13 protein-coding genes are annotated in these 13,347 nt (G+C 70.4%); 9 read left to right on the top strand and 4 right to left on the bottom strand.

Going from position 1 to position 13,347, the window contains the following annotated elements; genetic code table 11:
- The 4 genes from VHU88_13620 to VHU88_13605 form a co-directional block, all read left to right on the top strand.
- On the top strand, window positions 1-277 hold a 277-nt coding region (locus tag VHU88_13620; protein HEX3612720.1), incomplete at its 5' end, for an HNH endonuclease signature motif containing protein.
- 33 nt (window positions 278-310) lie between these two features.
- Entirely contained in the window at window positions 311-1,096 is a 786-nt protein-coding gene (locus VHU88_13615) for an SDR family NAD(P)-dependent oxidoreductase (GenBank protein ID HEX3612719.1), read from the top strand.
- Window positions 1,097-1,115: 19 nt separating this feature from the next.
- A complete protein-coding gene (locus VHU88_13610) occupies window positions 1,116-2,834 on the top strand; it encodes an AMP-binding protein (protein HEX3612718.1) in 1,719 nt (572 codons plus the stop codon).
- A gap of 29 nt (window positions 2,835-2,863) precedes the next feature.
- Window positions 2,864-3,640, top strand: coding sequence for an enoyl-CoA hydratase/isomerase family protein (locus VHU88_13605; GenBank protein HEX3612717.1), 777 nt, complete (start codon window positions 2,864-2,866; stop codon window positions 3,638-3,640).
- 7 nt (window positions 3,641-3,647) lie between these two features.
- Here the strand turns inward: VHU88_13605 and VHU88_13600 are convergent, their stop codons facing one another.
- From VHU88_13600 to VHU88_13585, 4 genes are all read right to left on the bottom strand, one after another.
- Window positions 3,648-4,436, bottom strand: a complete 789-nt coding sequence (locus tag VHU88_13600; GenBank protein ID HEX3612716.1) for an ATP-binding cassette domain-containing protein — start codon at window positions 4,434-4,436, stop codon at window positions 3,648-3,650.
- Entirely contained in the window at window positions 4,433-5,437 is a 1,005-nt protein-coding gene (locus tag VHU88_13595) for an ABC transporter permease (GenBank protein ID HEX3612715.1), read from the bottom strand. The genes VHU88_13600 and VHU88_13595 overlap by 4 nt, the downstream gene beginning before the upstream one ends.
- Window positions 5,434-6,432, bottom strand: a complete 999-nt coding sequence (locus VHU88_13590; GenBank protein HEX3612714.1) for a sugar ABC transporter substrate-binding protein — start codon at window positions 6,430-6,432, stop codon at window positions 5,434-5,436. The genes VHU88_13595 and VHU88_13590 overlap by 4 nt, the downstream gene beginning before the upstream one ends.
- Window positions 6,433-6,561: 129 nt before the next feature.
- Entirely contained in the window at window positions 6,562-9,063 is a 2,502-nt protein-coding gene (locus VHU88_13585; GenBank protein HEX3612713.1) for a PEP/pyruvate-binding domain-containing protein, read from the bottom strand.
- Window positions 9,064-9,198: 135 nt separating this feature from the next.
- On the opposite strand from VHU88_13585, the gene VHU88_13580 reads away from it, so the two are divergent.
- Genes VHU88_13580 through VHU88_13560 form a run of 5 tightly spaced genes read left to right on the top strand, consistent with a single transcriptional unit; the run spans window position 9,199 to window position 13,252 of the window.
- Window positions 9,199-10,197: a spirocyclase AveC family protein gene (locus VHU88_13580; protein HEX3612712.1), complete on the top strand. Its 999-nt coding sequence runs from the start codon at window positions 9,199-9,201 to the stop codon at window positions 10,195-10,197.
- 11 nt (window positions 10,198-10,208) lie between these two features.
- Complete coding sequence (locus VHU88_13575) at window positions 10,209-11,168, top strand: hypothetical protein (GenBank protein ID HEX3612711.1); 960 nt, start codon at window positions 10,209-10,211, stop codon at window positions 11,166-11,168.
- Between the two features lie 20 nt (window positions 11,169-11,188).
- Window positions 11,189-11,929: a hypothetical protein gene (locus VHU88_13570; GenBank protein ID HEX3612710.1), complete on the top strand. Its 741-nt coding sequence runs from the start codon at window positions 11,189-11,191 to the stop codon at window positions 11,927-11,929.
- Window positions 11,930-11,955: 26 nt separating this feature from the next.
- Window positions 11,956-12,651 carry a TetR/AcrR family transcriptional regulator gene (locus VHU88_13565; GenBank protein HEX3612709.1) on the top strand — a complete coding sequence of 232 codons (696 nt, stop codon included), beginning with the start codon at window positions 11,956-11,958 and terminating at the stop codon, window positions 12,649-12,651.
- A complete protein-coding gene (locus tag VHU88_13560) occupies window positions 12,641-13,252 on the top strand; it encodes a TetR/AcrR family transcriptional regulator (GenBank protein HEX3612708.1) in 612 nt (203 codons plus the stop codon). Before VHU88_13565 ends, VHU88_13560 begins: the two co-directional genes overlap by 11 nt.
- Window positions 13,253-13,347 lie beyond the last annotated feature (95 nt).

Below are 13,347 nucleotides of genomic sequence, written 5' to 3'. Positions count from 1 at the left end.
CCGCGACTCCGGTTGCGTGTTCACCGGCTGCGATCGTCCCGCGCCGTGGTGCCAGGCCCACCACCGGATCCACTGGTCCGCCGGGGGCGCCACGGACCTGTCGAATCTCCTGCTGTTGTGCGACCGGCACCACGACGTCGTGCATCACCAAGGCTGGGACGCCGAATTCGGGGCGGACGGTCACCCCGAACTACGGCCCCCGGCGTGGGTGGACCCCGAACGAAAACCAAGACGCAACCAGCACTGGCAGACCCGGACCGCGCTGCACCTGCGCTGAGCCGCGCCCGGCCACCTGCAAAGATCGTGGCCCGTGAAGGGAAATCGAGCCTTGGTCACCGGAGGCGCGTCCGGGATCGGACGGGCCGCTGCTCATCTTCTGGCGGCGGCCGGTGCCGCGGTGATAGTCGCCGATCGCAACGGGCCCGGTGCGGAAACGGTGGCGGCGGAGATCGGCGGGACGTCGGTCGTTCTCGACGTCTCCGATCCGGCCGCCTGGCAGGACTTCGCGGACCGCATCGCTGATGAACCGTTGCAGTACGCCGTGCTGAATGCCGGGATGCTCAGCGGCGTCGGCCGGCTCGCGGAGATGACGGCCGAGGTCTTCGACCGGGTCATGGCCGTCAACGTCGGCGGGGTTGTGCACGGACTGCGGACCCTCGCGCCGCTGATGGCCCGACATGGTGGGGGTGCCGTCGCGGTGACCGCCTCGCTGGCCGGTCTCGTCCCGTTCCCGTCGGATCCGTTTTACAGCCTGAGCAAGCACGCGCTGATCGGGTTCGTCCGCAGCGTGGCGCCGCAACTCGAGGCCGACGGGGTGCGGGTCAACCTGGTGTGCCCGGGGATCGCGGACACACCGTTGGTCGTCGGGGCCATGCGGCAAGCTCTGGAGGACAGCAACTTCCCCATCCTCACGCCGCATCAGGTCGCCACGGCCATCATGGACGCATTGCTGCTGGCGGAGACCGGGCAGGCGCTGGCCGTCCAGCCCGGACGCGAACCGATCCGTTTCCGGTTCCCCAACGTCCCCTCCCCACTGGTGGACGGGGCCACCGGCGTCCGCCCACCGGACCTGCGACCGGCGAAGGACCTGGGATGATCGCGATCAGCCCGTGCCCGTGAGCCTGCAGGACCGCCGGGCCGCGTTGGCGGCGCGGTTCCCGACATGGGAACCCCTGACGCTGGACGCCTTCCTGGACCGATGCGCCGCCGAGTTCGGCGAGCGCCCGCTGGTAATCAGCGACGACCGGACGCTCACGTACGCGGCGGTCGTCGACTGGTCACGTCGGCTCGCCGACGGCCTGGCGGCGCTCGGGGTCCGGCCCGGCGATCGGGTCGGCATGTTGATGGCCAACCATCTGGAGTTCGCGCCGGTGAAGTTCGCCATCGCCCGCGCCGGGGCCGTGGCGATCCCCTTCAACTTCCTGTACCGCCTCGACGAACTGGCCTTCGTGCTGCGCCAGTCCCGCTGCAACGTTCTGGTGACCATGACCGGCTTCGCCGGCCAGGACCAGCTCGGCATGCTCGATTCCCTCGCCCCCGGTTGGGAATCCGAGAACCCAGCAGGGTTCCCGGACCTCCGCGCGGTCGTGCTGTTGTCGACCGATGGCCGCGACCGCGCCGGCGTCCGGACGGTCGACGGCCTGGCGCAACTCGGGGCCGCCACGCCGGGCGCAGCCGGCCACACGGTGTCGCCCGCCGCGGTCGGCGACATCCTCTACACCTCCGGCAGCACCGGCTCCCCGAAGGGCGTCATGGTCGGCCACGACGCCGTGCTGCGCACCGGCTACGCCTCCGCGCTGACCCGCGGCTTCGAGGATGGCCGCCGGGTGCTGTTCTCCCTGCCCTGCTACCACATGTTCGGCTACGTCGAAGGGCTGCTCGCGGCGATGTTCGTCGGCGGGGCGATCGTGCCCCGGCTGATGTTCTCCGCCGCCGACCACTTGGCCGCGGTCGAACGGCACCACGCCTCCGACGTCCTTTGCGTGCCGACGATGACCGTCGCTCTGGTCGAGCACCCGGCACGCCACGACCACGACCTGTCCTCGCTGTTCGCGATCCTGTCCGGGGCCGCCCCGGCGCCGGTCTGGTTGTGGGAGAAGGTCCGCGCCGAACTCGGCGTCACCGAGATCACCACCGGCTACGGGATGACCGAGACCGGTGGCGCGATGACGCTGACGCGGCCGGAGGACCCGCCGGAACGGCACTCCGGCACCGTCGGGCGCCCGAAGACCGCCGGTGTCGCCGGGCTTCCCTCCGGCGCGCTGTGCGAGTACGCCACCGTCGACCCGATCACGAGCGAGCCCCTGCCCGAGGGCATCGAGGGAGAACTGCGCTCGCAGGGACCGACCCACATGCACGGCTACTGGGACGAGCCTGAGCAGACCGCGACGACGCTGCACGACGGGTGGGTGCACTCCGGCGACCTGGGCCGGGTCGGACCCGACGGCTACCTCCGGCTGACCGGCCGCAGCAAGGAGCTCTACAAGAGCGGCGGCGAACTCGTGATGCCCAAGGAGATCGAGGACCTCGTCACGGCGGCCCCCGGGGTGAGTCAGGCTTATGCCGTAGGGGTTCCCGACGACGTGTGGGGCGAGATCGGGTTCCTCTGGATCGTGCCCGAGCCGGACGCGAGCCTCGACCCGGACACGTTGCTGGCGCTGTGCCGCGACAAGCTGGCCAGGTTCAAGGTCCCGAAGCACGCCGGGTTGATCCAGCCGGCGGACCTGCCCACCACCCCCACCGGCAAGGTCCAGAAGTTCGCCCTGGTCCGGCTTGCGGCCGAACGGCTCCGCGCTCCCGCAGCGCAGGCCGATCCGGAGAATGACGGCAACTGATCGCGGAGCGCGTCGGGACGGGAGCGGGAATGGCCGAGTTGATCGTGGTGGAGCAGGACGGGCCGTTGACTGTGCTGACGTTCGACCGGCCGCCGTTGAATCTGTGGGCAGCCGAGATGAGCGAAGCATTCGGTGCGGCCCTGGACGAGGTGGAAGCACAGCGGCCCCGCGGGTTGTTGCTGCGGGCGCAGGGTCGGGTGTTCACCGGCGGCGTCGACGTCCGGGAGTTCGTCGGGGTGGACCGCCCCACCGGGCAGGCGCTGGCGCGGGAGTTGCTGCGGTACGCGCAGCGGTTGGCGGATCTGCCGTGCCCGACGGTGTTCGCCGCGCACGCGCTTTGTCTGACCTGGGGTTTCGAGTTGGCGCTGGCCTGCGACCTCGTGCTGGCCGCCGAGGGCGCGGCGTTCGCATTGGTCGAGCGGGTCGTCGGCCTGAGCCCGTTCATGGGCGGGCCGCAGCGGTTGGCGTTGCGGGTCGGCCCGGCACGGGCGAAGGAGTTCGTGATGACCGGCGACCGGTACGACGCGAAGATGCTGTGCGACTGGGGCGTCGTCAACCGGGTCCTGCCCGTCGAGGGCTTCGACGAAGCTGCCCGGGCCTTCGCGATGACGTTGGCCGAGGGGCCGACGATGGCCCACGCGATGACCAAACGCCTGGTCGACACGGCTTGTTCGGCCGGGGAACCGGCGGCCGCCGCGATCACCCCGGAATTGGCCGGCGCCCTGTTCGAAACGGCGGACGCGAACAACGCCATCGCCTCGTTCCTGCGCGACGGCCCCGGCAGAGCCACGTACACCGGCAGCTGACGCAGCGTCAGGTTGAACCGGGCGGCCGCCGCAACTCGTGCTCCAAAGCGTCCAGTTCCGTTCCCCCGGCCATCTGGCGGGTCAGCTCCGGCAACGTGATCGCGGCCTTGTCGAAGCAGCCGAGGCTGCGTCCCCGGTTGAGCAGCAGGAACCGATCGCCGACCGGGTAGGCGTGGTGCGGGTTGTGGGTGATCAGCACGACGCCCAGCCCGCGGTCGCGGGCCCGGGCCACGAACCGCAGGACCATCCCGGCCTGCTTGACCCCGAGCGCGGCGGTCGGCTCGTCGAGAATCAATGCCTTCGCGCCGCGGTGCACCGCCCGGGCGATCGCCACGCACTGCCGCTCGCCGCCGGACAGGGTGCCAACCGGTTGCTCCACGTCGCGCACGTCGATGCCGAATTCCGCAAGCGCGGATCGGGTCAGTGCCTTGCCGCGGCTGCGATCCAGCCGACGCAGAACCCCGTGCCCGGCGACCGGTTCGGCACCGAGGACGAAGTTGCGCCATACGCTCATCAACGGGACCAGCGCCAGATCCTGGTAGACAGTCGCGATGCCCCGGTCGAGCGCCTCCCGCGGCGAGCGGAACCGCACCGGGGCACCGTCGATCCGCAACTCGCCGCGATCGTGGCGATGCACCCCGGCCAGAATCTTGATCAGCGTGGACTTCCCGGCCCCGTTGTCGCCCAGCACGCAGGTCACCTCACCGGCGGTGACGACCGCGGACACGTCAGCCAGTGCGACCACGGTGCCGTAGTTCTTGCCGATTCCGGCGACCTCGATCAACGCGGTCGTCATGCGGCCCGCTCGGCCCGCTGCCGGAAGGCCTTGTTCACCGCGACCGCGGCCAGCAGCATCACGCCGAGGAACAATTGGAACCAGTCGCTGTCCCACTGCGCGTAGACGATGCCCTGCCGGGTCATGCCGAAGATCAACGCACCGATCGCGGCGCCGACCGCAGAACCGAATCCGCCCGTCAGCAGGCACCCGCCGATCACCGCGGCGACGATGTACTGGAACTCCAGGCCGATGCCCTGATTGGCCTGCACACTCGCGTTACGCAGCAGGGTGATCGCGCCGACGATCCAGCCGGCGAACGCCGTCGTGGCGAACAGCGCGATCTTCGTGCGGGCCACCGGCACGCCGACCGCCCGTGCACCGATCGCGGACCCGCCGACCGCGAAGACCCAGTTGCCGAACCGGGTCCGGACCAGCACCCAGGCCGCGACGGCCGTGACCACTGCCCACCACAGGATCGAGATCTCGTACTCGGTGCCGCCGATGTTCACGGTCGAGGCGAACAACCGGGCCGCGGAGGTGAAGCCCGCGCGGTCCCGCAGGCCGGACACCTGCACGGTCCCGGTCACCCGTCGGGTGACGCCGAGGTTCAGTCCTTGCAACGCCAGGAACGTACCCAGGGTGACGATGAAACTGGGCAGCCCGGTGCGGACCACCAGCAGTCCGTTGAACGCCCCGACCGCCAGCGCGAACAGCAGCGAGACGCCCAGCGCGGGCCAGATGTTCAGGCCCTCCCGGGTGACCAGCAGGGCGGTCACCAGCGCGGTGGACGCGGTCATCACCCCGGCCGAGAGGTCGAACTCCCCACCAATCATCAACAACGCCACCGCAACGGCCATGACGCCGAGCGTCGAGGCGTCGTCCAACCAGTTCGCGACCCCCAGCCGGCTGAGGAAGTGCGACGTGACGACCGAGAAGAACCCGAACACGGCCAGCGCGCCGAGAGCCGCCCCGACCTCGGGACGGGCGATCAGCCGATCGGCGACCCGGCGGACGGTCACCGCGTCCCGCGGGCGGCATAGGTCGCGACGGTGTCGACGTTGGCCTTGTCGACGAACGCGGGGCCGGTCAGCACGGGCTTACCCCCGCCGACTGTGTTCGCGTTCTCCTTGTACAGCTGCAGAAACAGGATCGGCAGGTAGCCCTGCAGGTAGGGCTGCTGGTCGACGGCGAACACGAGGTCGCCGGCCTTGATCGCGTTGACCACGTCGGTGTTCAGGTCGAAGGTGGCCACCTGCGCCTTGCTGTTCGCCGCCTTGGCCGCAGCCACCGCACCGGCTGCGATCTGCGAGTTCAGCGCGAGCACCGCGTCGATCTGCGGGTCGGCTTCCAACGCGCCGCGGATCCGGGCCTGCGCGTCGGTCGGGTTGCTGATGTCGACCTGCACGGTGGTGGTGTTGCCGAACGTGCGCTTGGCGCCGTCGCAGCGCTGGTTCAGGCCGATGTTGCCTGCCTCGTGGATGACGCAGAGCAGCTTCGTCCTACCGGCTTGCTTGAACCGCGTGCCGGCCTGCTCCCCGGCGATGCCCTCGTCCTGCCCGACGTGGGTCAGCGCGCCGAACTCGGCGCTGCGCTGTTCGCCGGAGTTGATCGTGATGACCGGGATCCCCGCGTGCACGGCGTTCTGGATCGAGGTGCGCAATGCATCGGGGTTGGCCATCGACACCACCAGGCCGTCGACGTGCTGGGCGATCGCGTTGTCGATCAGCTTGGCCTGGGCGCCGGGGTCACCGTCCGAGCGGTAGTCCACCGAGACGCCGAGCTTTTCGCCGGCTGCCTGCGCCCCGTTCTTCACCACGCTCCAGAACGCGTCGCCGGCCGTGCCGTGCGTGATCACCGCGAAGTGCAGGCTGCTGGGGCTCGCCGCGACGGTGGCCCCACCGGCCTCGGGTTTGCTCGACGAGCCGCTACCGCAACCGGTCAGCGCCAGCGCGCCGGCGAGCACGGCCGCGACGACGCCGGCCCGACGACGGCGTCCAGTTCGGCGATCGGACATCGGTTGCCTCCACTGCACCTTGCGGCGGACCACGCGGACGCCGCCCGCCTACGGGCGTGCTCCTGAGCCTGCCACCGCTCGCCGCTCCGACCACGGAGGCGCGGCGACGGCGGGGTCAGTGACGGTCCGTCAGCTCAATATCTCGACGATACCGCTGGTGCCGTCGACGCGGACCCGGTCGCCGGTCCGCAGCCGCCGGGTGCCGTCGCCGGTGTTCACCACCGCCGGGATCCCGAGTTCCCGGGCCACCATCGAGGCGTGCGAGAGCGCGCCGCCGATGTCGACGACCAATGCGGAGGACACGAACATGATCGAGGACCAACTCGGGTCGGTGCACGGGGCCACCAGCACCTCGTCCGGCCGGAAATCGGCGGTGTCCGAACTCTCCAGCACCCGAACCACGCCCTCGACCACCCCGGCGCTGACGCCGATGCCGGTGATGGTCGGCCCGGTCGGGATCGGCCCGTCGACCGGCACGCAGTCCCCGCGCCAGGCCGGTGGGATCGACAGCGTCCGGTAGACCTCGCGGCGGGCCCGCCTGCGGTCCACCAAATCGCCGGTGTCGGCCGGCAGTTGCCCGGTGAGTTCCTTCGTGGTCAGGAAGAACACGTCGTCGGCGGCGGCGAGCACCCCGTCGGCGACCAGCAGTTCCCCGACGCGCCGCGCGGCCGCGCGGGCGACGTCGATCGACTGCAGGAACGACCGCTTCCCGACCCCGCGCAACGGGATCCGCCGCGCGCAGACCGCGAACAGGCCCCGGACGGCCGGGCGCGCCGGCCGCGGCACGGCCGCGAGGACCTCGGCCTCCAATCGCAACCGGGTGGCCCGTTGCCGGGCCGCCACGTCCCGCGGGTCCTCCCGGTCGCGGTAGGTCTCCAACAAAGCCTCCAGGATCTCCGGGCGCTCCCGCCAGACCCGGCTGGAGACCTCGCCCTCCAGCGGCCCGTGGAACCCGTGCTCGGCGACGATCGCGGCCAGGGTGGTCCGCCCGTGTGCGGCCTGCCAAAGTTCCTCGACGACCAGGACCTCGGCGAAACCGGTGTAACCGGATGACAGCGCGGCCATGTCGCCGACCCCGACCTTCGCGGTCAGCCGCTCCAACGCCTGGTACAGCGGTTGGACGACGGCGATCACCGCGGTGGTCTGCAGCGCCAACGTGCTCGCGAAGTTCTGCTCGGCCGCGGCGAACAACCGGCGTGCCCCGGCCAGGTCCAGGGCCGGGGCCGCAGTCACCGACTCGCGCCACCAGCGCCGGGTCCGCTCGGCCTCCCGACGCAGCCGGCCGGGGGCGAGCGCCATGACCTCCGGAAGCCGACGAGCGATCGCCGGGTACCGGTGCCGCGTCGGAGCGAACTCGAGCGTGTGCGGGGGTTCGCCGAGGATGCTGCGCACGGCCTCGGCGCCGGAGGTGCCCGGCATCCGGTCGCCCAGCAGCGCGAGGAACTCGATCCGCATCGCGGCCCGGCCGTGGAAGGACTTGACCCAGGCCTGGTCCGGATCGGTCGGTGGCCGCATCTCCTCGGCGTCGAGCACGCCGAGGTTGTACGCGGCCCGGCGCAGCGCGGCCTCGCCCGCCCCGGCCCACAGGGTCCAGGCCAGCGGCGTGAGCACTCCAGGTGCGGTCTCACCGAAGTTGACGGTGGTCCAGTGCGCACCCGGCGGGCTCGCGTGGTGCAGCGGGTCCCAGTCCACCGCGGTGCCCACCGGCGGCAACTCGGCCCGCCGGCTCCAGACCGTCTCCGGCCGTGCTTGCAGGAGCCACAACCGCTCCTCGTCGATCGCCCACTCGATGTCCATCGGCCGACCGAATGCCTTCTCGACCCGACGGCACAGGTCGGCCAGCTCGCGGATCTGACCGTCCGTCAGCGCCGGTCGGCCGGCCAGTTCGGTCGCCACGGCAGCCAGTTGCACGCCCGGCGCGCCGGCCACGGCGCGATGGGCGACGCTCTTGTCCCCGACCTCGGCACGGACCTCGCTGCCGGCCTTGCCGATCCAGTACCGATCGACGCCCACGTCGCCCCGGACCACACCCTCGCCGAGGCCCAACGCCGCCTCGACGTAGACAGTGTCGCGGTCACCGGTTGCCGGATCGAGGGTGAGCGCGACCCCCGCGGCGTGCGGGTCCACCATCCGCTGGACCACCACTGCCATCGCCGGCACCGCGGTGTATCCCAGGCGCTCGCGGTAGGTGACGGCGCGGTCCTGGTAGAGGCTCGCCCAGCAGTCGACGACAGACCGCAGCACCTGTTCGGCCCCGCAAACCGCCAGGTAGGTGTCCTGCTGGCCGGCGAACGAGGCGTCGGCGGTGTCCTCGGCGGTCGCCGACGAGCGGACGGCCACGGGGACGTCGGCGCCCAACGTGAGGTAGCCACGGCGGATCCCGTCGGCAACCTCGGGCGGCAGCGCGGTCCCGGTGATCAGCGCCCGCGCGTCCGCCGCGGTGGCGGTGCCCAGGCCGGTGCCGTGCGCGGCGGAGTAGGCGTCGGTGGTCACCACGAACCCGGCCGGGACGTCGAGCCCGGCGGCCGCCAGGGCGGCGAGTCCGGCCGCCTTGCCGCCGACGCGCCCGGCGCTCAGCCCGGCGCAGTCGGCCAGGGCGAGTACGAATCGATTTTCCGGGCCGGCGGTCACGCGCACTTCCTAACGGCTCCCGAACTGCTTGGACAAGTCCATTTGCCGATCCGGAGTGCTTGACCGGCAAGCCCCGAACCCGGAGACTGAACATAGCGTCCAGTCACGTCGTCCACCAGCTCCGGCGGGAGTCCGATGGCCCTGCTCTCCGAACCGGTCCACGCGGCCGGGACGGCCGCCGAACCGGGCCGCCCGGCCGCGGATCTGCGCGGGGGTGTCACCGTCTGGGCCGCGATCGCCGTGGCCTGGCTGCTGGTCGTCGGGCAGGCCGTGGCGCGGTGGATCGCCTCACCGAGCCAGTTCTCCCCGGCCCCGAACGTCGGCCCGGACCACCTGAGCACCGGCCACCTGGTCGCGCTGCGGGTGTTCGAGCTCATCAGCGTGGGCGTGCTCGCGGGCTTCGTGTGGTTCTGCGTCGTCCAACCGGTGCGCCGGACGGGTCGACTCAGCCTGGACGGCAAGTTCGTGATCGGCGGCCTGGTCGCGTTCTGGGCCGACGCGTTCCTGAACATCCACACGTACCTGTTCGCGTGGAACAGCCACAACGTGAACCTCGGGGTGTGGAGCAGGTTCATGCCGTTCCACGCGGCCGGTGAGTCCACCCGCTACGCCGAGTCGGCGCTGTGGGGCCCGCCGATGTACGTGTACTTCTGCGCCGGCGTCGCGATCGTGGCCTGCCGGTGCGCCGCGCCGGTGCGCCTGCGCTACCCGGCCCTCTCCAACGTCAGCCTGTTCACCTTGATCTGGTGCGGCGAGTTCGCGTTCGACTTCGTCGTGGAGAACGTCGCGATCCGCGCCACCCAGGGCTACGCGTACGCGCAGACCTACGGCCCGCTGACTCTCTGGAAGGGCTCGGTCAACCAGTTCCCGCTCTACGAGTCGATGTTGGTCGCCAGCCTCGGCTGCCTGTTCACCTGGATGCGGATGCAGGCCCTGGCCGACCCGGAAGGGTTGTCCCCGGTGGAGCGCGGTTTCCGGCGTTGGCATCCCGCACTGCAGGGGCCGGTCCGCACGCTCGCGGTCATCGGCTTCTGCGTCGTCTCGATCGTCGTGATCTACCACCTGACGTTCAACTGGCTGGGCCTGGTCGGCACCAGCCATGCACACCTGCCCAGTTACCTGCTGGCCGGCTGAAGGCGGAACGAATGCTTGGTCTCGACAACCCTGGTCCGATCGATTTCAACAGTCCGGTTCCCGGCTACGGGAAGATCCTCCCGGCGGACAGCCCGCACTTCCGGGTGTCGAACTTCGGCGGTTGGTTCTTCCTGTTCTGGGCGGGCCTGCTGGTCGTCGCGATCGCCCTGCCGTGGTGCATCAACCAGGCCGTCAAACACAAGCGGTACCTGCCGATCCTCACCCTGGCCGCAGGCGTGGTCACCTCGCTCGGTGAGCCCATGCTCGACCTGGTGGGCCACCTGCGGTGGGCGGAGAATCTGCAGTCCTCGCACTACCACAACTTCGGGATCCACATACCGCTGCTGATCCCACCCTGCTACGGGCTGTTCATGGGCCTGGAGGCCTACTGGATCTGGTCGATGATCCAGCGCGGGTTGACCGTGAAGAACATGTACATGATCTTCGCCGCCGTCGGGCTGTCCGACGCCGTGATGGAGATGCCGGGCCTGGCCCTGGGCGCCTACAAGTACTACGGGCACCAGCCCTTCATGTTCTGGAAGTTCCCGTTCTACTGGTCCTTCACCAACGCCGCCTCGATCATGACGGTCGCGGTGCTGGTCCACTTCACCTGGCCGTTGGTGAAGGACTACCCGGCCAAGCGCCTGCTGGTCATCCCGTGCGGAATCATCGCCACGACCATGGCCGAGTTCGGCTGCGGCTTCCCGGTCTTCCTGGCGGTCAACTCCTACCTGCCGGTCTGGGCGATCTGGGCTGTCGGCAGCCTCACGCTGGTCATCTCGGTGGTGTGGTGCCGCGTGCTGGCCGAACTGGTCGGGCGCAAGGACGCCGAGGTCGAGTGGACCTTCCTCGGGCTGTTCAAGTCGCGCTTCATGCTGCCGCAGTACCGCGACGCCTACATCCAGGGCATGACCCGACCGGTGGCGCACCCGGCGGCGGCGGCGGAGAAGCCCGCCGTCCCGGTGGGCTGACGGACAGTCAGGTAACTGCCATGACGAAGCCCATCCAGTCGGGGATGGCCTGGTGCGGCGTCATCTTCGTCGCGGTGTTCTTCCCGGGCTTGATCATCACGGGCTTTTTCCCGCCGATCCCGCCCGGCCACACCGCGGCGCAGGTCGCCCACCAGTACCAGCAGCACGCCAACGCGATCCGCGCCGGCTGCGTGATCATGATGATCGCGGCCGGGTTGACGTTGCCGTTCGCGGGAGTGGTCAGCAGCCAGCTGGCCCGGATCGAGGGCCGCTTCACGCCGCTGTGCTTCACGCAACTCGCCTCCGGTGCTGTCGGCACAGTCGCGATCATCTCCCCGCTGATGGTGTTCATGGCCGCGTCGTACCGTCCGGAACGCGACCCGAACCTGACCGCATTGCTCAACGATCTGGCCTGGATCCCGTTCATCATCAACTGGCCACCGGCCGTCGCACAGGCGGGCAGCATCGCGGTCGCGATCCTGTCCGACCGCCGGCCGGACCCGATCTATCCCCGCTGGGTCGGCTGGTTCCTGATCTGGGCGTGCGTCGGCTTCACCGGGTCCAGCCTGCTGCTGTTCTTCAAGCACGGCGTGTTCGCGTGGAACGGGCTGTTCTCGTTCTGGCTCGCGGCGACGTTCTTCGGCGGCTTCTTCCTGGTGATGTCCTGGGCAACGCTGCGCGCGATCAAACGACAGTTCGCCGATCCGCAGGAAAGGGACCCGACATCGGCTCTGACCCTGACACCGGCCGCGGCCGGGTGAGCCCTGGCTGGGCTAAAATCACCGAGATGAACAAGCCCCCGACTGGCGATGACGCGGACCGTCCCCCGGCCGTTGTCGCGGTCCCGCGCCGGCGTCCGCGGGCACACACCGGTGACCAGGAGGCCGAAAAGGCCGTCTTCGCGGCCCTCGAGCGACTGCTCGAGGCCACGCCGCTGCACGAGATCTCGGTCGCCCAGATCATCACCGAGGCGCAGCTGTCGCGGGCCAGCTTCTACCACTACTTCAGCAACAAGTACGACGTCGTCACCGCGCTGATGGCGACGATCTTCCGCGACATGTACAGCCGGACGCACACCGAGTTGGAAGCACCCTGGACCGACCCACGCGCGGCCCTGCGGCACAGCCTGTCCACCGGCATGGAGACCTGGTTCGCACACCGCGCGGTGATTGCCGCCGTCCTGGAGAACCAGCACGCCGTGCCTGATCTGGCCAAGGTCTGGGCGGTCGCCTCGGAGCCGTTCCGCGCCACGCTGACCGCGCAGATCCAGTCCGAGCGCGACGCCGGCCGGGCCCCGGACGGGCTGCCCGCGGAGACCGTCGCGGCGATGCTGATCGCCAGCGCGGAGCGGATCTTCTACGTCGGTTCGGCCGGCGTCGACGAGAAACTGCGAACCGCGGCCCAACGTCTCGACGGGATTGTCGCGGTCTCCCTCGCCGCCATCTACGGCGACCCACGGGGCCCGGTGCACGATGCCGCCTGAGGTCGGCTCCAGCGAGGGCGTCTTCCGCCAGGAGATCCTCGACGCGATCGCGCGCCTGCTCGTCGACGACACCCTGGACCGGGTGCGGATCACCACGGTCCTGCGCACCGCCAACGTCTCGCGCGGCACTTTCTACTTCTACTACGCGAGCAAGGAGGACGCCTTCGCCGCGCTGCTGGATCAGGTCTACGCGCGGATGGTGCCGCCGTTCGAGCAGTTGTTCGCCGACTCGGCCGCACGACGCCCGGCCGTGCTCGCCAAGTCGGTCGCGGCGTGGCTGACCTTCGGTGCCGTGGAGTCGGGCGTGCTGCGCACCGCGGTCGAGGAGTGGCCCCGCCACGCCGGGATTCGCGAGGTGCACCTGGCCGCTCAACGTCGGATGACCGGTGCGGTCAAGCGCGCCCTGGACACCGACCGCCGGGAGGGGATCGCCCCGCCAGGCATCGCGAGCAGCACACTGGCGTCCGCGCTGGTGTGGACGATGGAGCGCGCCTGGTACGAGGCCGCCACCTCCCGGCAAGGCACCGCGGTCGCCGACCTCGACGCTGTGACCGAGGCCCTTGGCGCCACCTTCGTCGCCGCGATGTACGGGCGACCCTGAGCTCCTCGACCTGCGGGTCGTCCAGGGGTTGTCGCCGCTCGATCCAGGGCGCAACAATGTCACTCAGTGACATTTGACCTCGGCGCGAGGGCGGC

Source organism: Sporichthyaceae bacterium (assembly GCA_036269075.1).
Taxonomy (GTDB): domain Bacteria; phylum Actinomycetota; class Actinomycetes; order Sporichthyales; family Sporichthyaceae; genus DASQPJ01.
This window is presented reverse-complemented; position numbering and strand designations above follow the sequence as displayed.